Here is a 25774-nt window from a genome sequence, read left to right on the forward strand (position 1 = left end):
TGTCCGCATGCTCGGGGGACGTCCTTGAGGAGGAACCATGCCCCACGACCACCCGATGAACGTCGACGCCATGCTCAAGCAGGACTTCTGGGAGGCGATGTACCAGCGTGACGAGCACCGGATCTGGAGCGGGAACGTCAACGTCAACCTGCGCACCGAGGTCGAAGGCCTGAAACCCGGGCGCGCCCTCGACCTCGGCAGCGGCGAAGGCGGCGACGCGATCTGGCTGGCCAAGCAGGGCTGGACGGTCGACGGCGTCGACATCTCGACCACCGCGCTCGCCCGCGCGGCGGAAGCCGCCGCCGAGGCGGGCGTGACGGTGAACTGGCTGCACCGCAACATCCTCGAGTGGCAGCCGGAGGAGAGCTACGACCTGATTTCGGCGCAGTACATGCACCTCCCGCCGGACCTGCGCCGCGACGTCTTCACGGCGGCCGCGGCGGCGATCAAGCCGGGCGGGTCGCTGCTGGTTGTCGGGCACTCGCCGAAGGCCATGCGGGAGTTCGACGGCCAGAAGCCGCCGGAGGAGCTGTACTTCGAGCCCGAGGAGATCACGACCTACCTCGGCGACCCGTGGCCGTGGGTGGTCGAGACGTGCGAGACGCGCGGCGAGGGCCACCACACCGACGCCGTCTACCGCGCGAGGCGGCTCGAAGCGTGACGAAGCGAGGGCCCGCTCACCTCCCCCGACGGCGGTGAGCGGGCCCTCGCCCGGACTCAGGCGAGCTCGAGGCCGTAGGCCTGCAGCTCGAGGGTGAGCGGGTAGAAGTAGCTGGTCACGGTGTCGCCGCCGGACAGCGTGCCCAGGCCCTTCGAACCGTCGTACGCCGGGCCGCCGGAGTCGCCGTGGTCGGTGTGCGCGGTGGTGCCGAACTCGTGGTTGAGCACGCCGACGTCGAAGTTGACCGACTCGTCGACCGAGGTCACCTCGCCGCTGCCGCCGCCGGTGGTCGAGCCCTGCTTCTGCATCTGCTCGCCGACGGTCGGGGTGGCCGCGCTGGTGATCTGCTGGCCGGTGTTGATCTCGCCGGGGCCGGTGCCGTTGGGGCGGGTCAGCAGGCCGGAGTCGGCGCCGGGGCAGTCGCTCTCGACGACCTGCGCGCCGGAGACGTCCCCGCCGGACCAGGTGCCGCCGAGGTTGGTGCAGTGGCCCGCGGTGAGCAGGAACGGCGAACCGCCGCGCGTCACGTTGAAGCCGAGCGAGCAGCGGCCCTGGCTGTTCTGGATCGCGTCGCCGTCCTGGATGTACAGCTCGAGCTTGCCGGTGCGGTGCTCGACGCGGACGCTGTCGCCGTACTGCGCGGCGGCCGCGGTGACCTTGTCGGCGGTCGCCTTGCTGGCCGCGTCGTAGACCTTCACCACGACCTGGTTGGTCTTGGTGTCGATGCCCCACGCGGTCTGCGGCACGTTCTTCACCGCGTCCAGCTGGTTCTTGACGCCGGTGAGCGCGGCGAAGGTGTGCTTGACCTTCTTCGCGGTGAGGCCGGCGGCCTGCACCTCCTGCATCGCGGCGTCGTCGACGACGTTCACGACGGCCTTGCCGTTCTCGAGGTAGATGCCGCCGGAAGCGGCGCCGAGGGCGTTCGCGACCTGGGTCGCACTGCTGATCGCGTGGGCCTGCAGTTCCGCGAAGGCCAGTGGGGACGCGGTGGCCGCCGACGAGCACACGCCCGCCGTCAGCGCGGCTGCCGACAAGACGGCGAAGGTCTTGAGGGCGGTCTTCCGGGGAGTCATCAACTTCCTCCAGGTTGCCGGTTCGAAGCCTGCGCCGGTCACTTTCGTTGCCGAGCAACCAACGCAACACCGACTAAGGTTGGTTAATAACCAATAGAACCGGACATACCTCTCAGAACAGACCCGGATGGCCCAGTGCCCTTACCGCTTCCGGCCTATTCGTGGGGCCGGCGGACGTGGTCCTCGTAGCCCGGGTGCTTCTTGAGGTACCCGGCGATGAACGGGCAGACCGGCACGATCGTCCGGCCCTTCGCGACGACGTCGTCCAGCGCGCCCGCGGCCAGGACCTTGCCCAGGCCCTGCCCGGAGAACGCGTCGTCGATCTCGGTGTGGGTGAACACCGTGAGCGTGCCCCGCAGGTCGTACGCGGCGAAGCCCGCCAGCTTGTCCCCCGCCCACAGCTCGTAGCGGCTCTCGGCGGGGTTGTCGGTCACTCGGTTCTCGTCGGTCATCAGCTCTCCTTCGTGGGTGCGGGGAAACGCGCCTCCCCCATCGTGCGACGGCCGTCCGCCGCGTGCTGACCGGGTCGTGACGCCCGCTGGGCCGGCCGGGGGACGCGCCCGGCCCGTTCGTGTGCATCCGGCCTGCTTCCCTTGGCGGGCACCGGGCCGGTTTGGTTGCCTCGCGGTGTGCCTCAGCAGCCGTTCGTCCTCCCCGAGTTCTACATGCCCTACCCGGCGCGGGTGAACCCGCACCTAGAGCGGGCCCGCGCCCACAGCAAGGCCTGGGCGGCCGGGTTCGACATGATCGACGTGCCGCAGCACGGCACGGTGATCTGGACCGAGCAGGACCTCGACTCCCACGACTACGCGCTGCTCTGCGCCTACACCCACCCCGACGCCGGCGCCGAAGAGCTCGACCTGATCACCGGCTGGTACGTCTGGGTGTTCTACTTCGACGACCACTTCCTCGAGCTGTACAAGCGCACCGGCGACATCGACAGCGCGCGCACGTACCTCGACCGGCTGGACCTGTTCATGCCCGCCGAGGGCGAGATCACCGCGACCCCGGAGAACCCGGTCGAGCGGGGGCTGGCCGACCTGTGGAACCGGACGATCCCCCGACGGTCGGCGGCCTGGCGGCGCCGGTTCGTCGCCAGCACGAAGGCGCTGCTTGAAGAGTCGCTGTGGGAGCTGGCCAACATCAACGAGGGTCGGCTCGCCAACCCGATCGAGTACGTCGAGATGCGGCGGAAGGTCGGCGGGGCGCCGTGGTCGGCGAACCTGGTCGAGCACGCGGTGGACGCCGAGGTCCCGGCCGAAATCGCCGCGTCCCGGCCGCTGGAAGTCCTGCGCGACTGCTTCGCCGACGGCGTCCACCTCCGCAACGACCTGTTCTCCTACCAGCGGGAGGTGCAGGACGAGGGCGAGCTGTCCAACGGCGTGCTGGTGTTCGAGAAGTTCCTCGGGCTGAGCACCCAGGAGGCGGCCGAGGCCGTCAACGACCTGATCACCTCCCGGCTGCACCAGTTCGAGCACACCGCGCTGACCGAGGTGCCCGCGCTGTTCGACGAACACTGCGTCGGCACGGCGGCGCGGGCGGCGACGTTCGCCTACGTCAAGGGCCTGCAGGACTGGCAGTCCGGCGGGCACGAATGGCACCTGCGCTCCAGCCGGTACATGAACGAGGGGGCGCTGGACGGCCGCGGCGCCCCGGAGCCGGGTGGCGCGGCCGGCCTCGGGACGTCCGCGGCGCGCATCTTCTCCTCGGTGCTCGCGACGGCGCCGCAGCGGCTGCGGGCGTACGGGCACCTGCCGTTCCAGCCGGTCTCGCCGCCGCGGCCGGCCGCCGAGCCGCCGTTCCCGCTGCGGCTGAGCCCGCACCTGGACTCGTGCCGCGTGCGCAACGTCGACTGGGCGCGGCGGACGGGGCTCCTCGACGGCGTCGTGTGGGACGAGCGGAAGCTGCGCGCGGCCGACCTGCCCCGGTGCGCGGCGGGCATCCGGCCGGACGCCCCGGCCGGCGAACTCGACGTCACCAGCGACTGGCTGACCTGGAGCACCTACGCCGACGACTACTTCCAGGCGGTGTTCGGCGCGACGCGTGACCTCGCCGGGGCGAAGGCGGCCCACGATCGCCTCGCGCGGTTCATGGCGGACGGCGCACCGCCGGTCCCGCTGAACCCGCTCGAAGCCGCGCTCGCCGACCTCTGGCCGCGGACGCCGAACCGGCTCGCGGTGCGCCGCGCGGTCGAATCGATGACCGGGAGCTGGCTGTGGCGGCTGGCGAACCTGGCGCAGAACCGGATCCCGGACCCCATCGACCACATCGAGATGCGCCGCCGGACGTTCGGCGCGGAACTCACGATGAGCTTGGCGCTGCCGGCCGAGCTGCGGCACACCCGGCAGGCGCAGACCCTGGAGCACACGGCGGCCGACTACTGCGGCCTGCTCAACGACCTCTGCTCCTACCGCAAGGAGGTCCGGTTCGAGGGCGAGCTGAACAACGCCGTGCTGGTGGTGCGCACCTTCCTCGGCTGCCCGGGGGAACGCGCGGCGGAGATCGTCGCCGACCTGGCCGAAGCCCGGCTGACGGAGTTCCGGCACGCGGCGGCCGCCGCCCCGGACCCGCTGCTGGGCCACGTTGAGGCCCTCCGCGCCTGGCTGGCCGGGAGTTCCCACTGGCACCGGAACGCGGGCCGCTACACGGAGATCGAACTGGGCCACCGCCCCCGGCTCGACGGCCCGACCGGGATCGGCACGGCCTCAGTGCGGATCTCGTCGCTGCTGCCCGCGGGACGGTGAGCCGCGGCCCCGGCGTTGCCCGCGCCACTCCGCCGGGCGTCCGGGTGCGGCGAGGGCGATACTCGACACCGTGAGCGGCTTCAACCTGCGTTTCCTCGGCCATTCGACCGTCCGGCTGGAACTCGGTGGCCGGGTCGTGCTGACCGATCCGGTGCTCACCACCCGGGTCGGCGGGCTCACCCGGGTCGTGCCACCGCCGGAGCCCGAGACCTACGCCGGCATCGACCTCGTGCTCATCTCGCACCTGCACGGGGACCACCTGCACCTGCCGTCGCTGCGGCTGCTCGGCGAGGACACGCGGATCGTCGTCCCGCGCGGGGCCGGGAGCTGGCTCGCCAAGAAGGGCTTCGAGCACGTCGAGGAGATCGCGCCCGGCGAAACCCGCACCGAAGGCGGCCTCACCGTCACCGCCACCGAAGCCGTCCACTCCGGACACCGGTGGGGGCCGCGGCTCACCCACGGCCCGCAGAGCCCCGCCATCGGGCACCTCATCGAGGGCGCCGGCCAGAAGATCTACAACGCCGGCGACACCGACCTCTTCGACGGGATGGCCGGCTTCGGCCCGGTCGACGTCGCCCTCCTGCCCGTCTGGGGCTGGGGACCGAACCTCGGGCCGGGTCACCTGGACCCGGCCCGCGCCGCGAAAGCCGCCGGAATCACCAGAGCCCGCGCGGCCGTCCCCGTGCACTGGGGCACGCTCGCCGTCCCCGGGCTGCACCGCACCGCCCGGATGCGACGGCTGCTCGCGGACCCGCCGCGGGTGTTCGCCGCCGAGGTCCGCACCCACGAGATCGCCACCGAGGTGCTGTTCACCGAACCCGGTGCCGAGGTCGTCCTCCCGACGCGCACGGACCAGGCGTGAACTGGACCGACCCGGCCGCCATCGGGTACCCGGCCCTGTTCGGCGGCGTCCTGCTCGGCTCGATCGTCCCGATCGTGCCCACCGGCGCGGTCGTCGGCGCCGCGGCCGCCGTCGCCACCACCACCGACCACCTCTCCCTGCCGCTGGTCCTCCTCCTGGCCACGCTCGGCGCGTACGCCGGCGACGTCGTGACGTTCGGCATCCCGCGCCTGGGCAGCGAGGCCGCGTTCCGCTGGATCAGCCGCCGCCAGCCCGCCGAACGGCTCGAGAAGGCCCGCGACCAGTTCGCCCGCCGCGGCTGGCAGCTCGTCGTGATCGGCAGGCTCGTCCCGGCCGGCCGGATCCCGGTGCTGCTCGCGGCGGCCGCGCTGGGCTACCCGTGGCGGCGGCTGCTGCCCGCCGCGCTCGTCGCGTGCGTGCTGTGGGCGACCGCGTACGCCCTGCTCGGCATCGTCAGCGGCGGCATCTTCGACTCCCCGCTCGTCGCGACGCTGCTGGCGACGGTGCTGGTCCTGCTGGTCACCGTGCTGACGAACCTGATCGCCCGATGGCGGCGCAAGACCAAGGAGCGAGTGTGACGACGACCGCGCCGAAGGGCCGGCTGCTGCGCGGCGGCCGGGCCGTCGCCCGCATCCTGCTGGTCTGGGCCGCCGTGACCGGCGCGCTGCGCCTGCTCGACGTCCTCCTGCCCGGCTTCCGGATGACGCACTGGTGGCAGCCGACGGTGTGCGCGCTGCTGCTCGGCCTGCTCGCCGGGGTCGTCTGGCCGCTGGTCATGCGGATCGCCTACCCGCTGGCGTTCTTCACCTTCGGCCTCTCCGGGTTCATCCTGCTCGGCGCGGGCACCCTCGCCGTGTTCCGCGGCGTGCCCGGCGTCGAGATCGCCGACATCCGGACCGCGGTGACCGTGACGGTGGCCATGGCCGCCGTCGGCGCGCTGATCTCCAGCCTGCTCGCCATCGACGAGGACGAGATCTTCTTCCGCCGCGCCGCCCGGCGCCGCCGTCGCCACGCCCCCGCGGTCGGCGACGGCGAGCTGCCGCCCGGCGTGCTCTTCCTGCAGATCGACGGCCTCGGGTTCGACACCGTCCGCCGCGCCGTCCGCGACGGCGACATGCCGACGTTCGCCGCGTGGCTCGCCGAGGGCAGCCACACGCTGACGCCGTGGCACACCGACTGGAGCTCGCAGACGGGCGCGAGCGTCTGCGGCATCCTGCACGGCTCCAACCACGACATCCTCGGCTTCCGCTGGTACGAAAAGGACCGCGACCACGTGATGGCGTGCGCGCACCCGACCGACGCGGCCGAGATCGAGCGGCGGCACTCCGACGGCCGCGGCCTGCTCTCCGGCGACGGCGCCAGCCGCGGCAACCTGTTCTCCGGCGACGCGGACCACGTCAGCCTCACCATGAGCTCGATCCCGGTGCTGGTGCCGAAGAAGTTCCTGCGCCGCCGCCGCGACCGGCTCGGCGCGGGCTACTACGCCTACTTCGCGAACCCGGTCAACGCGCTGCGCACGTTCGTCGTCGCGCTGGCCGACGTCTTCCGCGAGATCAACGCGTCGGTGCGCCAGCGCCGCGCCGGGGTCGTGCCGCGGGTCCCGCGCGGCGGCTGGTACCCCCTGGCGAGGCCGGGCACGACGGTGATCGCGCGCGACGTCGTCGTCTCGGCGATCCTCGGCGACATGCTCGCCGGGCGGCCGGTCGTGTACGCGGACTTCCTCGGCTACGACGAGGTCGCGCACCACTCCGGCATCGAGCGGTTCGACACGCTGTCGGTGCTGCGCTCGATCGACCAGCAGATCGCGCGGCTGCACCGGGCGAGCCGGCTGGCGCCGCGCCGCTACCACGTGGTGGCGCTGTCGGACCACGGCCAGACCCAGGGCCAGGCGTTCTCGCAGCGGTTCGGCGAGACGATCGAGGCGTACGTCGGACGCCTGTGCGGCGGGTCGCCGTCGCCGTCGGCGGGCAAGCGGCGGCAGGCCGAAAGCTGGCAGATCAACGCCGCGCTGGCCGAGGCGACGAAGGGCGGCGGGCTGATCGCGCGCCGGCTGCGGGCGCGGGTGCAGGACGCGGAGTGCGCCGAAGACCGGGCGCGCACGACGTCCGGCTCGCCGGGCGCGGTCACCCGCGTGGCGCCGGGCGTGGTGGCCGTCGTCTCCGGGCACATCGCGATGGTTTCGTTCACCGAGCACGAAGGCCGCGTCGAACTGGAGACGATCGAGCGCGAGCACCCCGACCTGCTGCCGTCGCTGGTGGACCACCCCGGCGTCGGGTTCCTGCTGGTGCGCAGCCGCGAGTTCGGGCCGGTGGTCCTGGGCCGCGACGGCCTGCACCGCCTCGCGACGGGCGTCGTCATCGGCGAAGACCCATTGACGCCGTACGGCCCGCACGCGGCGGACCTGGTCCGGCGGGTCGACACGTTCCCGCACTGCGCGGACGTGATGATCAACAGCCGCTACGACCCGGATTCGGACCAGGCGTCCCCGTTCGAGACGCACGTGGGCTCGCACGGCGGCCTCGGCGGCCCGCAGCAGCGCGGCTTCGTGGTGCACCCCCGTGAGTTCACGCCGCTCGGCGAGGTTGTCGGGGCGGAGGCCCTGCACCGGGTGTTCCGAGGCTGGCTGGCAGAGTTGGGTCACGCCCCGGCGGAAACCCCGGTATCGGAGGTAGTTTCGTGAAGCTGACGGTCTACGGCGCGAGCTGGTGCCCGGACGTGAAGCGCAGCCGCGCGCTGCTCGACCGCGAAGGTGTCGAATATTCCTATGTGGACGTCGAGGCCGACGCGGAGGCCGAAGCCCGGGTCCGCGAGCTGCAGGGCGGCGCGCGCCGGATCCCGACGATCGTGTGGGACGACGGCAGCTTCCTGGTCGAGCCGTCCGACGACGAGCTGAGTGCGCGGCTGTGAGGCTGCTGCGGGAGCTGCCGCTCGGCACGCGGGTGGTGGTGCGCTTCCGGATCGAGGGCGGCTTCACCGACGCGCTCGGCGACCTGGTCGCCCGGGACGAGACGACGTGCACCGTGGAGACCCGGCGCGGCCCGGTGGTGGTGGCGTTCTCCTCGGTCACGCTCGCCAAGCCGGTGCCCCCACCGCCCGTCCGGAAATCGGGTGGCGGCCCGCCGCCGACCCGGTGACCATCGAGGCCGTGTTCGACGACCTGGTGGCCGAAGCCGAAGCGGTGTCCGTCGACGGCTGGGACTTTTCCTGGCTCGACGGCCGCGCCACCGAGGCCCGGCCGTCGTGGGGCTACCAGCGCCTCCTGGGTGCCCGCCTGGGTTCGGTGCAGGCGGCCCTCGACCTCGAGACCGGCGGCGGCGAAGTCCTGGACGGCTGCCCGTCCCTGCCGCCGCTGACGGCCGCGACCGAGTCCTGGCCGCCGAACATCGCGAAGGCGTCGGAACGGCTGCGGCCGCGCGGGGTCACCGTCGTGGCCACCGCGGGCTTCCCCTTCCGCGACAACGTGTTCGACCTCGTCAGCAGCCGTCACCCGGTGACGACGCAGTGGGCCGAGATCGCCCGCGTGCTGCGCCCCGGCGGGAGCTACTTCTCCCAGCAGGTCGGCCCGGCGAGCGTGTTCGAACTGGTCGAGTTCTTCCTCGGCCCGCAACCCGAGGAAGCCCGCAACAGCCGCCACCCGGACTACGCCGTCGAGGCGGCCGTCCGCGCGGGCCTGGAGGTCGTCGACCTGCGGTCGGAGTCGCTGCGCACCGAGTTCTCCGACATCGGCGCGGTGGTCTACTTCCTGCGCAAGGTGATCTGGATGGTCCCGGGGTTCACGGTCGGGCAGTACCGCGGCAAGCTGCGGGAACTGCACGAACAGATCCAGCGCGACGGCCCGTTCGCCGCCCACACCACGAGGTTCCTCATCGAGGCCCGGAAGCCTTGACGATCGCCGTCTGGACGCCGTCCAGCAGCAGCTCCACGCCCGCTTCGAACGACAACCGCGCCTCGCGCTCCAAGTAGGGCTCCTCCGAAGCCGGCGCCTCGTACTCGCCCTCCGCGCCCAGCCGGGCCACCGTCGGGAACCGCGCCGGAAGATCCGGCACCAGCTCGCCGAGCAACGCCGACCGCGCACCCCACCAGTCCTCTTCGGACTGTCCCGTCTCGCGCGCCGCCTGGCGGGACTCCGCCGCCGCCTGGACCGAGCCGCGGACGATGTTGAACAGCGCCGACACCACCCAGCGCACCCGCGCCAGCGGCAACCCGGTCTCGGCCAGCACGGACAGCAGCGTCTCCTGGACGTGGAACTCCCCCGGCCCGAGCACCGGGCGCGCCGGCGAGACCTGCAGCAGCCAGGGGTGGCGCAGGTGCAGGTCCCACAACGAACCGGCCAGCGCCAGGGCGGCCGGGCGCCAGCCGGCCGACAGCGGGTACGACGAAGGCAGTTCGGCGAGCGTCCGGTCGTACATGAGGTCGACCAGCTCGGTCTTGCCCGGCACGTACGTGTAGAGCGCCATCGCCGTGCGGCCGAGGCGCTCCCCGACCGACCGCATCGACAGCGCCGTCATGCCCTCGGCGTCGGCGATCTCGATCGCCGCCGCGACGATCGCCTCGACGGACAGGCCCGGCTTGGGCCCCGGACCGGTGCGCGGTGCGACGACGGGCGGACCCCACAGCAGTTCCATGGACCGCCGGGCGTCGCCCTGACCCGCGAAGACGACCACCTTGCCGACTCCTTACACCCTAAAGTATTGTACGATGACAGATCACTTTACAGCCTAAACTATCAAGAAGGACGGTATGACCTCACCCAGGCGGGCCGCCGACACCCACGACGTGATCGAGGTCAGGGGAGCCCGGGAGAACAACCTCGCCGGCATCGACCTGGACATCCCGAAGCGCCGGCTCACGGTGTTCACGGGCGTGTCCGGCTCCGGCAAGTCGTCCCTGGTCTTCGGCACGATCGCGGCCGAGTCCCAGCGGCTGATCAACGAGACCTACAGCGCCTTCCTCCAGTCGTTCATGCCGAGCCTGTCGCGCCCGGACGTCGACCTGCTGGAGAACCTGAGCGCGGCCATCGTCGTCGACCAGGAGCGGATGGGCGCCAACTCGCGCTCCACGGTCGGCACCGCGACCGACGCCTACGCGATGCTGCGGATCGCTTTCTCGCGGCTCGGCGAGCCGCACGTGGGCACGTCCGGCGCGTTCAGCTTCAACCTGCCCGAGGGCATGTGCCCGGCGTGCGAAGGCCTCGGCCGGGTGTCCGACCTCGACGTCCACGCCCTCCTCGACTTCGACCGCTCGCTCAACGAAGGCGCGGTCCTCGTGCCCGGCTGGGCGCCCGACAACTGGTACGTCCAGATCTACGTCTCCTCCGGGTTCTTCGACCCGGACACGAAGATCCGGGACTTCACGCCGCAGCAGCTCGACGACCTGCTGCACAAGGGGCCGTGCAAGGTGAAGGTCGGCACCAGCAACCTCACCTACGAAGGCCTCGCGGTCAAGGTCAAGCGGCTCTACCTGCAGAAGGACACCGAATCGCTGCAGCCGCACATCCGCGGGTTCATCGAGAAGGCGGCGACGTTCAAGACGTGCGGCGAATGCGGTGGCGCCCGGCTGAACCAGGCCGCGCTCTCGGCCAAGATCGACGGCCGGAACATCGCCGACTGCGCGGCCATGCAGATCAGCGACCTCGCCGACTTCGTGCGCAACCTCGACGCGCCGTCGATCCGGCCGCTGCTGGGCAACCTGCGCGACACCCTCGACTCGCTGGTCGAGATCGGCCTCGGCTACCTCTCGCTCGACCGTGAATCCGCGACGCTCTCGGGCGGCGAAGCGCAGCGCGTGAAGATGGTGCGCCACCTGGGATCCAGCCTCACCGACGTCACGTACGTCTTCGACGAGCCGACCGTCGGGCTGCACCCGCACGACATCGAGCGGATGAACAACCTGCTGCTCTGCCTGCGGGACAAGGGGAACACGATCCTGGTCGTCGAGCACAAGCCGGAGACGATCCGGATCGCCGACCACGTCGTCGACCTCGGTCCCGGCGCGGGCACCGCCGGCGGGCGGCTCTGCTACACCGGGAGCGTCGACGGCCTGCGCGCGTCCGGCACGCTCACCGGCCGCCACCTCGACCACCGGGTCACGCTGCGTCCCGAGGTGCGGAAGCCGGCCGGGCACGTCTCGATCACCGGCGCTCGCCTGCACAACCTGCGTGACGTCAGCGTCGACGTCCCGCTCGGCGTGCTGACCGTGGTCACCGGCGTGGCCGGGTCCGGCAAGTCGTCGCTGATCCACGGGTCGCTGGCGCACCGCGACGACGTCGTCGTGGTCGACCAGTCGGCGATCCGCGGGTCCCGGCGGTCCAACCCGGCGACCTACACCGGCCTGCTGGACCCGATCCGGACGGCGTTCGCCAAGGCCAACGGCGTCAAGGCGAGCCTGTTCAGCGCCAACTCCGAGGGCGCCTGCCCGCACTGCAAGGGGCTCGGCGTGATCTACACGGACCTGGCGATGATGGCCGGGGTCGCGTCGGTCTGCGAAGAGTGCGAGGGCAAGCGCTTCACGCCGAAGGTGCTGACGTTCGAACTGCGCGGCAAGAACATCAGCGAGGTCCTCGCGATGTCCGTCGCCGAGGCGCGGGAGTTCTTCCCGACCGGCACCGCGCGGGTCGTGCTCGACCGCCTCGCCGACGTCGGCCTCGGCTACCTGACCCTCGGGCAGCCGCTGACCACGCTCTCCGGCGGTGAGCGGCAGCGGCTCAAGCTGGCGATCCGGATGGCCGAGAAGGGCTCGACGTACATCCTCGACGAGCCGACGACCGGCCTGCACCTCGCCGACGTCGACCAGCTGCTGGCGCTGCTCGACCGGATCGTCGACGCGGGCAACACGGTGATCGTCATCGAGCACCACCAGGCCGTGATGGCCCACGCGGACTGGCTCATCGACCTCGGTCCCGGCGCCGGGCACGACGGCGGCCGGGTCGTCTTCGAAGGCACGCCGGCTTCCTTGGTGGCGGACGCCTCGACGCTCACCGCCCGTCACCTGCGCGAATACCTGGGGAAGCCGTGAACCCGACCGGCCTGCTCGAAGTGACCGCGGTGCGGCGGCCGACCCCGCGCACCGTCCGCGTCACGTTCACCGGCGCCGGGTTGCGGGAGCTGGCGGCCTGGCCCGACCAGCAGCTCAAGCTCCTGTTCCCGCCGCCGGGCCGTCCGGTGCGGCTGCCGTCGCCCGAGGACGACGTGCTGCGCTGGTACCAGGCGTACCTCGCGATCCCCGAGGACGAACGGCCGGTGATGCGCAGCTACACCGTGCACTCGCGGGACCTCGGCACGATCGACGTCGAGTTCGTGCTGCACGGCGCCGCGCCCGGCCCGGCGACGGCCTGGGCCCGGACGGCGGCGCCCGGTGACGTCCTCGGCCGGTACGGGCCGGACGAGGCCTACCGCCGTCCCGTGCCGGCCGGGGACACGGTGCTGCTGGCCGGCGACGAGACGGCGTTGCCCGCCATCGGCTCCCTGCTGTCCGAAGTGGACAACGCGGTCGTGTTCGTGGAGGTGGCGGACGCGGCCGAGGAGCAACCACTGCCGGCCCGCTGGCTGCACCGGAACGGCGCGCCGCACGGGACGAAGCTGCTCGAAGCCGTGCGCGGTGCTCCGCTCGGGCCGGGCTCGGCCGCCTGGCTCGCGGGGGAAGCCGGGATGGTGCGCTCGCTGCGCCGGCACCTCGTCGGCGAGCGCGGGCTCGACAAGCGCGCCATCGAGTTCACCGGCTACTGGCGGCGCAAGCTGACGCAGGACGACGCGGCGACCCCCGAAGACCTGGCCGACGCGCAGGAAAAGCTGGGCGGCTAGTGGCAGACTCGGCCGGGTGCGCGCGGAACTGACGGCATCGGGCATCGACCCGGCTTCGGTGGTGGCGGCCGAGGAAATCGGCGGCGGAACGTACAACACGGCGATCCGGCTGCGGCTGGCCGACAGGCGGCGGCTGGTGCTCAAGATCGCGCCGGCCGCGCCGGGGTTGTCGTACGAGCACGACCTCCTGGCCACGGAAGCGGAGTACTACCGCCGGGCGCCGGGCCCGGTGCCGTCCGTCATCGGGTCGGGGCCGGGGTTCCTGCTGATGACGGAGCTGCCGGGCGTCCCGTGGTCGCAGGTCGCCGACGGCCCGCGGCCGCACCGCGAGCTGGGCGGGGTGGTGGCCGGGCTGCACACCGTGACCGGCGAGGGCTTCGGCTACCCGCAGGACCCGCTTCGGCCGACTTGGCCGGCGGCGTTCACGGCGATGACGGACGCGGTCCTGGCCGACACCGTCCGGTACGGCGTCCGCCTCCCCCGCCCGGCGGCGGAGATCAAGCACCTGCTGCGGCGGCACGAGCCGCTCCTGGAGCTGGTCAAGACGCCGGTCCTGGTGCACTTCGACCTGTGGGACGGCAACATCCTGCTGGAGGACGGCCGGCTGTCAGGCATCATCGACGCCGAGCGCGCGTTCTGGGGCGACCCCGTGGCGGAGTTCGTCTCGCTGGCCCTGTTCCGCGACCTGGATCCCGCCTTCATCGAGGGCTACCGCGCGGCGGGCGGCCCGGCGGAGTTCGACATGCCGGCGTGGGCGCGCCTCGGGCTGTACCGGGTGTACCTGGACCTGATCATGCTGGTGGAGATGGTGCCACGCAAGGACGACAACGCGGCCCGGGCCGCGCCCGCTCGGCCCGCCTCGCCGCCGACGTCGACGCCCTGCAGCGCGCGGTCTGAGCACGCCCGGCCTTCGAGGTCACTCGAAGACCAGCGACACCAGCTCGTCCACGAACGGCTCCACCAGCTCCGCCCCCGTCCGGTTCAGCACGCTGTGGAACAACGCCACCCGCCCGTGCGCACCGACGAACACCACCGCCGCCGCGCGTCCGGGGGTCACCCGCAGCGGGTGGCCCGTCTCGGCGCACCGCTCGAACCCCGCCGTCAGCCGGTCGATCACGTCCAGCAGCGGTCCCTCCGCTTTCGCGCCGGGCGTCGGCCGGGACGCCCCGTTCGCGAGCATCAGCCGGTAATGCCCGGGATTCTCCATGGCGAAGGTGCAGTACGCGTGGATCTGCGCCCGCACCCGGCCGACGACGTCGGTTTCGCCGAGCGACTCCTCCGCCGCGCGCATCGATTCCCGCAGCCGCTCGTATTCGTGCTCCAGCAGGCCGCGCACCAATTCCGCGCGGTCGGAAAAATGCTGGTAGATGCTCGCCGGGGCGATGCCGACGGCGCGGGCGACCCCGCGGATCGTCAGCCCGTCCTCGCCGCCGAGCTCGGCGAGCAACCGGCCGGCCGCCGCCAGGATTTCCCCGCGCAGCCGTTCGCCTTCGCCCCAGCGGTTCCTCGTTCGGCCGTTTCCGGCTTCGACGTTCTCCGGCACCCGCCCATTCATACGCCCGGTCCCACCGCGCCCGTATTCCGGGGTCCCGGAAACGCGGGGACCCCGGAAGCGCGGACCGGATCAGTGGTTGTTCACGAACTGCCGGGCGAGGGCTTCGCCGGTGCTCACGGCGTTGGCGTGGCTCTCGATCGGCGTCACCCGGGAATTCTTGAAGAAAAGGTAGGTGACGCCCGAGTCCGTCCCGCCGTTCGACGGGTCGGGGTCGATCCCGAGCGAGCTCGCCGTCGCGTACGACGCCTCGCCGATGATGTCGGTCGGCCCGGTGTCGCCGACCACGGCGTAGGTGACCTGGTTGTGGTAGATCACCGCCACCACGCCGGCGCCGGCGATGCCGAACTTCCGGTAGTCCCAGGTGCTGCTCGGGCTCGGCACCACGACGTAGGGCAGCGTCGCGGCGTTCAGCGGTTTGCCGTCGGACTGGTGGAACGCGGTGTCGGCCTGGAAGCAGCAGTCGGTGTTCTCGTTGCACTGCGTGGTGCGCTGGCCGTCGCAGTCGATGTCCATGTCGGCCTTCCAGAAGACGGCGTCCGACAGCCCGCACACGGGGATCGTGCGGCCGTTTTCGGAGTCGGTCTTGTAGAGCCCGCTGGAGATCTGGCTGCACGACGTCAGCTTCGCCAGCAGTTCTGACGCGCTCGGCGCGCCGGTGCCGCCCCCGGAGTCGCCGACGACCAGCGAGTCGACGTTCGGGCCGCCGTTCGCCGTCGTCGCGGTGGCCCGGACGGTGTGCGTGCCCGCGGCCAGCGTCGCGCTCACCGTCGTGGTGTTCCACGTCGTCCAGGCGCCGGTCCCGGCGAAGGACGGCGTCGACACGGTCGCGCCGTCCACGGCGATCGTCATCGGCCGCGCGGTCGTCGTGCCGTTGGCGAAGCGGAACGCCAGCGACGTGCTGCCGGCCGTGGCGACCGAGACCGACCACTGGACGTACGAGCCGGTCAGGTTGTCGTAGTTGACGAAGCCGGTGCCGGTGAAGCCGGCGTGGTCGGAGTTGACCGCGCCCTGCGAGATCGTGGCGCTTTCCGCTTCGTAGGTGACTGTCGCGGCGCTCGCGGCCGCCGGCGCCACCAGGAGCGCGCCGACGGTCGCGATCGCCATGGCGATCGCCCGGGGTCTGTGCATGAGGACCTCCGACAGTTAGGAAAGTTTCCTTACTGTCGAGAAACGCTAAGTCGACATACCGCCACGGTCAAGACGAACCTCTGCGCCGAGTGGGCTCCCGTTGAGCGGGAAGCCGTTCAGCGGGCCGACACCGTCCGAAGTGGACTCAGGAGGCCAGCGCCGGGTAGAGCCCGGTCAGGTCGCCGGACAGCCCGGCGCGCACGTTGCGGGTGATGTCGTCGGCGAGCACCTCGAAGCGGCCCTGCTCGACGCCGTCGAGGGCGAGACCCGCCACGACCGCGGGGTCGGCCTTCGGGCCGTCGACGTTCTTGGCCATGTCGGTGTCCATGTAGCCGACGTGCAGGGCGGTCACCAGCGTCTTCTGCGGCGCCAGCTCCTGGCGCAGCGCGTTGGTCAGCGACCAGGCCGCCGACTTCGCCGCAGAGTAGGCCGCGACCTGCGGCGCGGTGAACCAGGACAGCACCGACAGCACGTTCAGCACCGCGCCGCCGCCGTTGCGCTCGAGGACGGGCGCGAAGGCGCGCGTCACCGAAAGCGTGCCGAAGTAGTGCGTCTCCATCTCCAGCCGGATGTCCTCGAGGGACCCGCCGAGCAGCGACGAGCCGGTGGACGAACCGGCGTTGTTGACCAGCAGCGTGACGTCGCCCGCGACCTCGGCGGCGGCGCGGACCGACTCGGGGTCGGTGACGTCGAGCTTCAGCGGGACGACCCCCGGCAGATCGACCGACTCCGGGTTCCGCGCGGCGGCGTAGACCTTGGCCGCGCCGCGCTCGAGGAGGGCGGCGGCGAACTGGCGGCCGAGTCCCCGGTTGGCCCCGGTGACCAGGGCCACCGCACCCGTGATGTCCATGACTGTCTCCTTCGCACACCTGACTTGCACGTTGCAAGCTAGCTGTCACCGACCCTACGGCGTAAACTTGCTCCAAGCAAGTCAGGTCGAAGGGATCACACGATGAGCCGACGCATCACCTGGGAGGACGCCTCCTGCCCGATCGCCCGCGCCGCCGACGTCCTCGCCGAGCCGTGGACGTTGCTGATCCTACGCAACGCCACCGCGGGCACCACCCGGTTCGAGGACTTCCGCACCCAGCTCGGCATCGCCGACAACGTGCTGACGACCCGGCTGGCCAAGCTCGTCGACCGCGGGCTGCTGACGAAGCTCCCCTACCGCGACGGCGGCCGCACCCGGCACGAGTACCGCCTCACCCGGGCCGGCTCGGACGCGTTGCCGGTGCTGCACGCCCTCGGCGCGTGGGGTGACGCGTACACGTCGACGGAGAACGCCTTCGGGCCGATGACGTTGGCCCACACCCGCTGCGGACAGCTCACCCGCCCCGGCGCGACGTGCGACAGCTGCGGCAAACCGCTGGTCAGGGACGACTTGGCGTGGCGCGGCTCGTGGCTGAGCGAGGGCGAGATCCCCTTGGCGGAGCCCATCGGCTGAGCCGGACGGGGCATCCTCGTATGCACGGCTACGCATGTCAAGACTACGAAATGGTTGGTAAATCACCATTCGCCGTGCAGTACGAAAGTCGGGTCACAACGGCCGGGACGATCTCTACGTTCGGACCCCGATCCGGCAAATCCCCCACCGCAAGGAGTCGTCCCGATGTCCAGGAAGTACCTGCTGCCCGGCGCCGCCATCGCGCTCGCGATGATCGCCACCCCGCTGACGGCGGGCCCGGCGGTCGCGGCCCCGGCGGCGGCCACGATCGTCTACTACGACACCTCGGACGCCCCCACCTTCCGTTCCGTGATCAACGCCGGCGCGGCCAACTGGAACGCGGCGGTGTCGAACGTCAAGCTCCAGGAGAGCTCCTCGGGCGCGACGCTGCACTACACGGAGGGCAACGACCCGCGCGGCTCGTACGCCCAGACCGACGGCCACGGCAGCGGCACGATCTTCATCGACTACACGCAGGCGGAGCAGTACAACCAGACCCGCATCGCGGCCCACGAGACCGGGCACGCCCTGGGCCTGCCGGACCACTACGAAGGCCCCTGCTCCGAGCTCATGTCCGGCGGCGGCCCCGGCCCGTCCTGCACCAACGCGAACCCGAACGCCACGGAGGCTTCGAAGGTCCAGTCGTTGTGGGCCAACGGCTTCCGCGCGACGGCGGGCACGCCGAGCCGGGTTTACGAAGTGACGATGCCGGTGAAGTGAGGTTGGTTTGACGTAGTCGGGGGAGGCCGCACCGGGGTGACCCGGTCCGGCCGGCCGCCGCCGCTACCGGGGCCGCGAACCCACCGCGAGTCAGAGGCGGGAAAGCAGGCGGTCCCGCGCCACTTCAAGATGGTCCGTCATCGCCTTCCGGGCCCCCGCCGCATCGCCGGCGATCAACGCCTCCACGATCACCCCGTGCTCGGTGATCGTCTGCTCGCCGAACGGCTGGTTGTAGTTCAGCCGGAAGAAGTGCAGGTGACAGTGGGTCCGCGCGAACGCCTGCTCGACCGCGGCATTACCCGCCAAGCGCAGGATCAGCTCGTGCAACCGGGCGTCGTGGGCCGTCAAGGCCTTGTAGTCGCGGTACGCGTCCTCCGCCGGGGCCGCCGGGCACGTGGCCAGCTCCGCCTCCAACGCAGCCACGTGAGCGTCCGACATCGCCGCCGCCGCGCGGGCCGCGGAGGGCGGCTCGAGGAGCAGGCGCAGCGCGTACATGTCGTCGACTTCCTTGCGGTTCAGCAGTTCCGTGACGCGGTAGCCGCGCAGCGGGAGCCGGCTGACGAGCTCCTCCGACTCCAGGCGCGCCAGTGCCTCGCGCACCGGCGTGCCCGAGACGCCGAGCTCGCGCGCGATCTCGTCGATGTTGACGCGGGCACCGGGCTCGATGCCGTCGTTCATGATCAGCGACCGGATCTGCTCGTAGACGCCGTCGGCCAGCACCTGCCGGTGGGGCAGGGCCTCGAGCCGCCGTCCGCCTGTCATCGGTCCCCTCTCGGAGTCTCCCTCCAGGCTACTGGTTCGAGCAGCGCCCCGAACGCGCCGAGCACCGCGCGCAGGTCGTCGGCTCCCCCGGCCTCGTGGCCGCTGTAGTCCCAGACCGCGATCTCCTTCGGCCCGCGATAGGCGTGGTAGGCACCGAAGACGGTCGACGGCGGGACGATGCCGTCCATCAGCCCCACCGAGAACCACGCGGGCGCCACGGCGCGGCCGGCGAAGCCGACACCGTCGAAATAGGACAGCGTCTCGAACGTCCGCCGAACCCGCTCGCGATGAGTGGCCAGGTATCCGGTCAGTTCCGTGTACGGCCGCTCGCCCGCGACGAGGCTCGCGCGCCGGAAGTCGCAGAGGAACGGCGCCTGGGCGTGCAGCGCGGCGACGTCCGGGACGAGCGCGGCGGCGGCCAGGGCGATCCCGCCGCCCTGGCTGTTGCCGACCACGGCCACCCGCGCGGGATCCACCGCCTCGACCGCCCGAACCGCGTCCACAGCGCGGGCCGCGTCGGTGAAGATCCGCCGGTAGACGTAGTTTTCGCGGCTCTCGATGCCGCGCGTGAGGTGGCCCGGGTAGGCCGGTCCGGTCCCGGCGGGATCCGGCGTCACGCCGCCCTGACCGCGCACGTCGACCTGCAGGTGCGCGTACCCCGCGGCCGCCCAGTGCAGCTGCTCGAGTTCGCTCCCCCGGCTGCCCCCGTAACCGTGGAACTCGACGATCGCCGGCAGCGGTCCGTCGACGCCGCGCGGGAGCTTCAGCCAGGCGCGGATCGGGTGGCCGCCGAAGCCGGCGAACGTGACGTCGAAAACGTCGATCGCGCGCAGGGGCGCATCGACCGGCGTGAGGCGCACGCCGATGTCGTGCTCCCGGGCTTCGGCCAGCGTCGACGCCCAGAACGCGTCGAAGCCGGCCGGCGCCGCGTATTCGGCGCGGTACTCCCACAATGCGTCGCGCCCGAGGTCGGTCAGCATCACAGTCCTTTCAGGACGGTCGACTCCCCGGCCCGCAGCCACAGCTCGGTCTCACGGCCGCGGTAGCGCACCCGCACCGGCTCGGCCGGATCACCGGACCGCCGCCGGACGACGGCATAGACGAGCACGCCATCCCGCCACTCGAGGTCGACGGCGAGCCCGCCGCGGCAGCGCAGGCCCCGCGCCTCGCCGCCGGACCAGTCCGCGGGCAGCGCCGGCAGCAGCGTCACGACGCCGTTCTGGCTCTGCACCACCAGTTCCGCGAGCCCGGCCGGGAAGCCGTAGTTGCCGTCGACCTGGAACGGCGGGTGCGTGCTGAACAGGTTGGGCAGCAGGCCACCCCACTCGGAGCCGTCGACCGGGGCGTCGCGGTGGTGGTCGCCGGTGAACGGCTGCGCCGCCTCGCCCAGCAGGCGCCGCGCGGTCTCGCCGTCGCCGAGCCGGGCGCGCAGCGCGATCTTCCAGGCCCACGACCAGCCCATCGCGCCCGGTCCGCGTCGCTCGAGGACCCGGCGGGCCGCTTCCGCGAGGTCCGGGGTGGCGACGGCGTCGATCAGCCCGAGCGGGTACAGCGCCACGAGGTGCGAAAGGTGCCGGTGCGCCGGATCCTCTTCGGGCAGGTCCAAAGCCCACTCCCCCAGCCGCCCGTCGGGGAGGACGGGCAGCGGGCGCAGCCGCGGGAGCGCGGCCTCGATCTCGGTGCGGACCGGGTCGTACACCCCGAGCGCGTCCACCGCGGCGAGGCTGCGCTCGAACACCGCGCGGACCAGCGCGACGTCCATGGTCACCGAGTGCGTCAGCGATTCCTTCGTCCCGGCCTCGGAGAGGAACAGGTTCTCGGGCGACGTCGACGGGCACGTCTCGAGGTAGCCGTCCCGGTCGACCAGCCAGTCCAGGCAGAACTCCGCGCAGCCGCGCAGCAGCGGCCAGGCCGTCGACGCCAGGAAACCGAGGTCGCGCGTGAAGTCGTAGTGGTCCCACGCGTGCTGGACCAGCCAGGCGCCGCCCATCGGCCAGATCGCCCACGACGGGTTGCCGTGGCCCATGCCGGCCGGCAGCGCCCAGCCCCACGGGTCGGTGTTGTGGTGGGTGACCCACCCGCGGGTGCCGTACAGCTCACGGGCGACGTCGGCGCCGGTGGCCGCGAGCTTGCCGAGCAGGTCGAACAGCGGGAGGTGGCACTCGCCGAGCCCGGTGGTCTCGGCGGCCCAGTAGTTCATCTGGGTGTTGATGTTGATCGTGTAGTTCGACGACCAGGCCGGGCGGAGCTCGTCGTTCCAGATGCCCTGCAGGTTCGCCGGGGGCGCGCCCGGCCGGGACGCGCTCGCCAGGAGGTACCGGCCGTACTGGAAGAGAACGGTGGCGGTGAGCTGTTCGTCCACCCCGGACAGCAGCCCGGCGACGTCGTGGGTGCCGCCGCGCCGGTCGCCGATCCGCACCATCGCGGCCGCCAGGAGGGGCCGGAGGTCGGCCTCGTGCGCCCGCCGCAGTTCCTCGATCCCCGCCGCGGCAGCCCGCTCGGCCAGCACCGCCGCGCGCCGCCGGTGCTCGTCGCGGGTGCGCTGGCGGTCGCCGATCCAGGCGTCGTACGCGCTGGTCGAACTGGCCAGCGTGATCAGGACCTGCGTGCCGGTGCGGGTGACGCGGACGGCGACCGCGCCGAACGGGTCGTAGCCGTCCGCGGTCCCGTACCGCAGCGGCTCCTCGACCTGCGGTTCGTGCCGCGGCGCGCCGTCGACCGGCAGCTCGATGCCGAGGTCGAGGCCGTCCCGCGACACCTCCCGCAGCGGCGTCGTTATGTCGACACCGACGTCGAGCGGGCCCGGCGACGTCAGGGCGATGCCCAGGACCTGCGCGGGACGGCTCACCCAGGTCGTCCGCTCGACCTCGTGGCCACCGATGGTGAGCCGCTCGGTGGCGACGCCGTTGTCCAGGTTGAGCGTCCGGCCGTGCGAGGTTCCCTCTGGCAGCGTCAGCCAGAGGTCGACGTACGGCAGGAACTCCTGGCTGTACGGCCCTTCGAACGCCATCAGGAGTTCTTCGGCGCGCCGGAAGTCCTTCGCGAACACGGCTTCCCGCACCTCGGCGAGCCGGTCCGGCCCGGCCCCGACGTCGGCCAGCGCGTCGGCCGGGCCGTGCGGGGTGCCGGACCAGACGGTGGCGTCGTTGACCTGGATCCGCGTGCGGCCGGCGCCGCCGAAGACCATCGCGCCGAGCCGTCCGTTGCCGAGCGGGATCGCCTCGGTCCAGTCGTTCGCCGGGCGCGGCCAGGAAAGCAGGAGATCCGCCTGGTCCACTAGACGGTGATCCTGTCGACGTCGTAGACGTAGCCGGCCTGGTTGCCGATCTGGATCGTGTTGGCCCCGGCCTGCAGGTACACCGGGACGGTCACCGTCTGCGGTGTGTTCCAGTCGTTGTCGTTGCTCCCGGCGACCGGCAGCGGGAACGACGTCCCGTCGACGGTGACGATGCCGGTCCGGCTGGAGTCGCCGTCCACATAGGACAACTGCATGAGGTAGGTGCCCGCCTTGGCGACGCTCACGGCCGGCAGCACCACGTAGCCGCTGCCGCCGAGGTAGCCGACCTTCTTGCCGCCCGAGCAGGCGCAGTCGTAGACCGTCGCGCCGCCCTGCGGGCTGCCGTTTTCGGCCTCGTACGTCTTCGGGCCGTCGGCCGCGGGCGTCGTCAGGCCGTACTTCTTGCTCGGCGCCGACGGCCTGCCGTAGCGCTGGTTGGCCACGACCGTGAAGTCGTACGCCGTGGAGGGCGCGAGACCGGTGACCGTGGCGCTCGTGCCGCCGGTGGTGGTCACCTTCTTGCCGTTCGCGTAGACGTCGTAGTTCTGCGCGCCCTTCGAGGCGTCCCAGGCGAGGGAAACGCTGGTGCCGGTGGCGGCGGTGCCGTGCACGACCGCCGGGGCCGCGAGCGCGGCGCGGTCGCGCGGGGTCACCTTGAACAGGCGGGAGCCGTGCACGGGCAGGTCGGCGGAGGCGCCGGCGACGTCCTTGCGCGCCCACAGGTCGCGGATCTGCACCGGGCCGGTGATGCCGAGCTGCGCGAAGTCCGCGGTGACGCGGGCGGGCGCGGCGCCGAGGTTGAACAGCGCCACCGTGTAGCTGCCGTCGGCGTTGCGGTTGTACCAGACCTGCTGGTCGGTCGTCTGGCTCACCGGCTTGGCCGGGACGCCGGCCTGGTTGAGCGCGATGACCTCGTCGTTGGTCAGCAGCTGGACACCGTAGTCGTCGAGCTGGGTGAGGTCGTCGCCGATGTAGAGCGGCGCGGCTTCGATCGCCCAGAGGGTCATGGAGCTCTGGCGCTCGGCCTCGGTCAGGCCGTCCATCTTGCCGCTGCCGACGTCGAGGGAGTCGAGGTTGTTCCAGTGGCCGGGGCCGGCGTCGGGGATCCACTGCACGACGTCGTTCCAGCGCTGCTTGACCGAGGCGTCCCAGGTCACCAGCGTGTCGCAGTAGCACTCGACGTCGGTGTCGACGCGCCAGCCGTTCGTGTTGGCCTTCCAGACGTCGGCCTGGCGGTGGCTGAGCGCCCAGGAGACGACGAACTCCATCGGGCGGCCGGTCTTGGCGATCGCCCGGTGCCACGCTTCGACGTCGGTGGTGTTGGTGTAGTTCTCGCCGCCCTTGAAGGAGCCCGGGCCGACGCCGTCGAGCTTGAGGAAGTCGACGCCCCAGTCGGCCAGCAGCCGCGCCACCGAGTCCACGTAGGACTGGGCGCAGGGGTTGGTGAAGTCGATCTTGTAGGCGGAGTCCCAGCCGTTGGTCTTGCGCAGGTCGGGGTAGACCAGGTCCCGGGTGTGGCAGTTCGCGGTGCCCGCGATCGGCGAGTTGCCGTCGTTGTAGGCCTTGAGGTCCAGGCCGACGGCGAGGTAGGAGCCGAGCTTCAGGCCCTTTTTGTGGACGTGGTCGGCGACGTACTTCATGCCGTCGGGGAACGTCGCGGGGTTGACGACCGGGCGGGCGTACTCGTCGAAGGCGTTCGCCCAGCCGGCGTCGATGTTGACGTAGGTGTAGCCGTGCTGCTTGAACTTCGCGGCGAGGACGTCGGCCTGCTGCAGGACGTGCTGCTCGGTGAGCCAGCTGGCCGTGCCGGTGGGGTTGACGCCGGGATAGTTCGTCGACTCGAGGCTCCAGCTGCTCCAGCCCATGTACGGCTTCTGGGCCACAAGCTGCGGCTGGGGTTCCGGGGTCGCCTCGGCCGCCGCCGGAGCCGTGAGCAGGCCCGCGAGCAGGGTCAGTCCGGCGAGGGCACCCAGGGTCCGTGCTGCCATGACCACTCCTTCAGACATCGGAGGACCACGGCTCAATGGACGCCAACCATGGATCCTATAGGATCGACGACACGGAATTTTTGCTGCGCAGAGCCGAAGATGTCAACGGATTCGACAAGACAAAGATCGGACGAATCTGCGGAGGTTAGGTTCGGGGCATGCTCACCACGCTCGCCGTCGAGAACTACCGCTCGCTGCGTGACCTGGTGCTGCCGCTGTCCGGGCTGACCGTCGTCACCGGGCCGAACGGCAGCGGCAAGTCGAGCCTGTACCGGGCGCTGCGGCTGCTGACGGACGCGTCGCGCAACGGCGCCGTGGCGGCCCTGGCGCGCGAAGGCGGGCTGCCGTCGACGCTGTGGGCCGGCCCGGAGACGGTCGGGCGCGCGGTGCGGGAGGGGCGCTCGCCGGTGCAGGGCACGGTGCGGTCGAAGGCCGTCGGGCTGCGGCTGGGCTTCGCCGGCGACGAGTACGGCTACGCGCTCGACCTGGGGCTGCCGGTGCCGCTCAAGGACACGCTGTTCAACCTCGACCCGGAGTTCAAGCGGGAGGCGGTGTGGTCCGGCCCGGTCCTCCGGCCGTCGTCCCTCCTCGCGGACCGCGCGGGCCCGTCGGTGCGGACGCGGGTGTCGTCCGGCGGGTGGGGTTCGGACGTCTACCGGATCCAGCCGGCGGACAGCATGCTGAGCGAGTTCGCGGACCCGCGCGCGTGCCCGGAGCTGCTGGTGGTCCGCGAGCGGATCCGGTCGTGGCGGTTCTACGACCACTTCCGCACGGACGCCACCGCCCCGGCGCGCCAGTCCCACATCGGCACCCGCACTCCCGTGCTCTCCCACGACGGCGCCGACCTGGCGGCGGCCCTGCGCACGATCATGGAGATCGGCCGGGCACCGGACCTCGCGGCCGCGATCGACGCGGCGTTCCCGGGCTCCCGCCTGGAGGTCGTCTCCCAGGACGGCCTGCTGTCGGTCCGCTTCCACCAGCACGGCCTGCTCCGCCCGTTGTCGGCGGCCGAGCTGTCGGACGGAACGCTCCGCTTCCTCCTGTGGGTGGCGGCGCTGCTGACCCCGCGGCCCCCGGAGCTGCTGGTGCTGAACGAGCCGGAGACGAGCCTCCACCCCGACCTGCTCCCGGCCTTGGCCGGCTTGATCGCGACGGCGGCCAAGGAGACCCAGCTGGTGGTCGTCTCCCACGCGGCTTCGCTGATCCGGGCCCTGCCGGAGGTCGCGGAGGTGACGGCTTTGGAGCTGGAGAAGGAGTACGGGGAGACCAAGCTGGTGGGCCAGGGCCGGTTGGACCGCCCTTCGTGGCACTGGCCGAAGCGCTGAGGTTCGTGCCCAGAGGGTCGGCTCGCGAGCCGACCTTCCGGGTCCAACGGCCCTGGTCGCCCCGCGGTCGCGGGCGCATCTTGGGTGGATGCGGAAGCTCGCCATCGCCGGTCTGTTCGCGGTCGCCGGGCTGACCGGCGCCTGTACGTCGGCACCCGCCGCCCAAGTTCCCCAGCCGGTTCGCACCACCGTGACCGCCGAACCGGTGACGGTCACCGAGACCGCGCCCACCACCGTCACGAGTGTGGTCACCACGACCAAGACCGTCTCAGCCGGGAGCACCCGGCCCAAGGCGGAGGACTGCCGGACCGGCGGCTGCCTCAACGCGGCCCGCGGGCTGAGCCAGGAGGACGTCGAGCGCGAACGGGACGCCTGGCTCGCCACCCACCCCGGCTGGTGCGCCGTCGGCACGACCGGCGCCGTCGAGCCCTGCTGA

The 25774-nt window shown here is 71.9% G+C and carries 24 protein-coding genes and 1 pseudogene; 15 read left to right on the forward strand and 10 right to left on the reverse strand.

The annotated features are described in order from the left end of the window. Positions 1–37 precede the first annotated feature (37 nt). Positions 38–661: an SAM-dependent methyltransferase gene (locus ACH54P_RS22680; RefSeq protein WP_489915846.1), complete on the forward strand. Its 624-nt coding sequence runs from the start codon at positions 38–40 to the stop codon at positions 659–661. A 56-nt stretch (positions 662–717) separates the two neighbouring features. Here ACH54P_RS22680 and ACH54P_RS22685 read toward each other — a convergent pair whose 3' ends face one another. Together ACH54P_RS22685 and ACH54P_RS22690 are read right to left on the reverse strand one after the other, a co-directional pair. Then, positions 718–1734, reverse strand: coding sequence for a S1 family peptidase (locus ACH54P_RS22685; protein ID WP_489915848.1), 1017 nt, complete (start codon positions 1732–1734; stop codon positions 718–720). Positions 1735–1889: 155 nt separating this feature from the next. Continuing rightward, entirely contained in the window at positions 1890–2186 is a 297-nt protein-coding gene (locus ACH54P_RS22690; RefSeq protein ID WP_489915850.1) for a GNAT family N-acetyltransferase, read from the reverse strand. A gap of 213 nt (positions 2187–2399) precedes the next feature. Between ACH54P_RS22690 and ACH54P_RS22695 the strand changes: the two genes are divergently transcribed. From ACH54P_RS22695 to ACH54P_RS22725, 7 genes are all read left to right on the forward strand, one after another. Continuing rightward, positions 2400–4478, forward strand: coding sequence for a terpene synthase family protein (locus ACH54P_RS22695; RefSeq protein ID WP_489916580.1), 2079 nt, complete (start codon positions 2400–2402; stop codon positions 4476–4478). A gap of 70 nt (positions 4479–4548) precedes the next feature. Beyond that, complete coding sequence (locus ACH54P_RS22700) at positions 4549–5340, forward strand: MBL fold metallo-hydrolase (RefSeq protein ID WP_489915852.1); 792 nt, start codon at positions 4549–4551, stop codon at positions 5338–5340. Further along, entirely contained in the window at positions 5337–5918 is a 582-nt protein-coding gene (locus ACH54P_RS22705) for a DedA family protein (RefSeq protein WP_489915854.1), read from the forward strand. The genes ACH54P_RS22700 and ACH54P_RS22705 overlap by 4 nt, the downstream gene beginning before the upstream one ends. Continuing rightward, the gene (locus ACH54P_RS22710; protein ID WP_489915856.1) at positions 5915–8020 is read left to right on the forward strand and encodes a phage holin family protein; all 2106 of its coding nucleotides are present in this window, start codon (positions 5915–5917) and stop codon (positions 8018–8020) included. Before ACH54P_RS22705 ends, ACH54P_RS22710 begins: the two co-directional genes overlap by 4 nt. Further along, entirely contained in the window at positions 8017–8247 is a 231-nt protein-coding gene (locus ACH54P_RS22715) for a glutaredoxin domain-containing protein (protein ID WP_489915858.1), read from the forward strand. The genes ACH54P_RS22710 and ACH54P_RS22715 overlap by 4 nt, the downstream gene beginning before the upstream one ends. After that, positions 8244–8474: a putative acetyltransferase gene (locus ACH54P_RS22720; RefSeq protein WP_489915860.1), complete on the forward strand. Its 231-nt coding sequence runs from the start codon at positions 8244–8246 to the stop codon at positions 8472–8474. Before ACH54P_RS22715 ends, ACH54P_RS22720 begins: the two co-directional genes overlap by 4 nt. After that, entirely contained in the window at positions 8471–9226 is a 756-nt protein-coding gene (locus ACH54P_RS22725; protein WP_489915862.1) for a methyltransferase domain-containing protein, read from the forward strand. The genes ACH54P_RS22720 and ACH54P_RS22725 overlap by 4 nt, the downstream gene beginning before the upstream one ends. Here the strand turns inward: ACH54P_RS22725 and ACH54P_RS22730 are convergent. Then, a complete protein-coding gene (locus ACH54P_RS22730; protein ID WP_489915864.1) occupies positions 9204–10004 on the reverse strand; it encodes a TetR/AcrR family transcriptional regulator C-terminal domain-containing protein in 801 nt (266 codons plus the stop codon). The genes ACH54P_RS22725 and ACH54P_RS22730 overlap by 23 nt on opposite strands. 76 nt (positions 10005–10080) lie before the next feature. Here ACH54P_RS22730 and ACH54P_RS22735 point away from each other — a divergent pair, with 76 nt between their 5' ends. The 3 genes and pseudogenes from ACH54P_RS22735 to ACH54P_RS22745 all read left to right on the forward strand — a co-directional run. Continuing rightward, on the forward strand, positions 10081–12354 hold the full coding sequence (locus ACH54P_RS22735; RefSeq protein ID WP_489915866.1) for an ATP-binding cassette domain-containing protein: 2274 nt from the start codon (positions 10081–10083) through the stop codon (positions 12352–12354). Then, positions 12351–13139, forward strand: a complete 789-nt coding sequence (locus ACH54P_RS22740) for a siderophore-interacting protein (protein ID WP_489915868.1) — start codon at positions 12351–12353, stop codon at positions 13137–13139. The genes ACH54P_RS22735 and ACH54P_RS22740 overlap by 4 nt, the downstream gene beginning before the upstream one ends. A gap of 61 nt (positions 13140–13200) precedes the next feature. Beyond that, positions 13201–13863, forward strand: a pseudogene (locus ACH54P_RS22745) (phosphotransferase family protein); the annotation flags it as partial. Between the two features lie 192 nt (positions 13864–14055). On the opposite strand, the gene ACH54P_RS22750 reads toward ACH54P_RS22745, so the two are convergent. From ACH54P_RS22750 to ACH54P_RS22760, 3 genes are all read right to left on the reverse strand, one after another. After that, positions 14056–14619, reverse strand: a complete 564-nt coding sequence (locus tag ACH54P_RS22750; RefSeq protein WP_489916582.1) for a TetR/AcrR family transcriptional regulator — start codon at positions 14617–14619, stop codon at positions 14056–14058. Between the two features lie 144 nt (positions 14620–14763). Continuing rightward, positions 14764–15822 (reverse strand): glycoside hydrolase family 75 protein, encoded by a 1059-nt coding sequence (locus ACH54P_RS22755; RefSeq protein WP_489915870.1) that lies wholly within the window; start codon positions 15820–15822, stop codon positions 14764–14766. A 145-nt stretch (positions 15823–15967) separates the two neighbouring features. Further along, entirely contained in the window at positions 15968–16672 is a 705-nt protein-coding gene (locus ACH54P_RS22760; protein ID WP_489915872.1) for an SDR family oxidoreductase, read from the reverse strand. A 102-nt stretch (positions 16673–16774) separates the two neighbouring features. Between ACH54P_RS22760 and ACH54P_RS22765 the strand changes: the two genes are divergently transcribed. Together ACH54P_RS22765 and ACH54P_RS22770 are read left to right on the forward strand one after the other, a co-directional pair. Next, the gene (locus tag ACH54P_RS22765) at positions 16775–17266 is read left to right on the forward strand and encodes a winged helix-turn-helix transcriptional regulator (RefSeq protein WP_489915874.1); all 492 of its coding nucleotides are present in this window, start codon (positions 16775–16777) and stop codon (positions 17264–17266) included. A gap of 165 nt (positions 17267–17431) precedes the next feature. Further along, positions 17432–17986: a snapalysin family zinc-dependent metalloprotease gene (locus ACH54P_RS22770; protein ID WP_489915876.1), complete on the forward strand. Its 555-nt coding sequence runs from the start codon at positions 17432–17434 to the stop codon at positions 17984–17986. Positions 17987–18076: 90 nt separating this feature from the next. Here ACH54P_RS22770 and ACH54P_RS22775 read toward each other — a convergent pair whose 3' ends face one another. The 4 genes from ACH54P_RS22775 to ACH54P_RS22790 are packed head-to-tail and all read right to left on the reverse strand — an operon-like array spanning position 18077 to position 24013. Beyond that, positions 18077–18748: a GntR family transcriptional regulator gene (locus tag ACH54P_RS22775; protein ID WP_489915878.1), complete on the reverse strand. Its 672-nt coding sequence runs from the start codon at positions 18746–18748 to the stop codon at positions 18077–18079. Beyond that, the gene (locus ACH54P_RS22780) at positions 18745–19728 is read right to left on the reverse strand and encodes an acetylxylan esterase (RefSeq protein ID WP_489915880.1); all 984 of its coding nucleotides are present in this window, start codon (positions 19726–19728) and stop codon (positions 18745–18747) included. Before ACH54P_RS22780 ends, ACH54P_RS22775 begins: the two co-directional genes overlap by 4 nt. Further along, positions 19728–22025 (reverse strand): glycosyl hydrolase family 95 catalytic domain-containing protein, encoded by a 2298-nt coding sequence (locus ACH54P_RS22785; protein ID WP_489915882.1) that lies wholly within the window; start codon positions 22023–22025, stop codon positions 19728–19730. The genes ACH54P_RS22780 and ACH54P_RS22785 overlap by 1 nt, the downstream gene beginning before the upstream one ends. Beyond that, on the reverse strand, positions 22025–24013 hold the full coding sequence (locus ACH54P_RS22790) for a fibronectin type III domain-containing protein (RefSeq protein WP_489915884.1): 1989 nt from the start codon (positions 24011–24013) through the stop codon (positions 22025–22027). The genes ACH54P_RS22785 and ACH54P_RS22790 overlap by 1 nt, the downstream gene beginning before the upstream one ends. Before the next feature lie 158 nt (positions 24014–24171). Between ACH54P_RS22790 and ACH54P_RS22795 the strand changes: the two genes are divergently transcribed. Both ACH54P_RS22795 and ACH54P_RS22800 read left to right on the forward strand, forming a co-directional pair. Continuing rightward, positions 24172–25338: an AAA family ATPase gene (locus tag ACH54P_RS22795; RefSeq protein ID WP_489915886.1), complete on the forward strand. Its 1167-nt coding sequence runs from the start codon at positions 24172–24174 to the stop codon at positions 25336–25338. A gap of 88 nt (positions 25339–25426) precedes the next feature. Next, complete coding sequence (locus ACH54P_RS22800) at positions 25427–25774, forward strand: hypothetical protein (protein ID WP_489915888.1); 348 nt, start codon at positions 25427–25429, stop codon at positions 25772–25774.

The sequence above is a fragment of the Amycolatopsis sp. N2S4-7 genome, assembly GCF_058119595.1.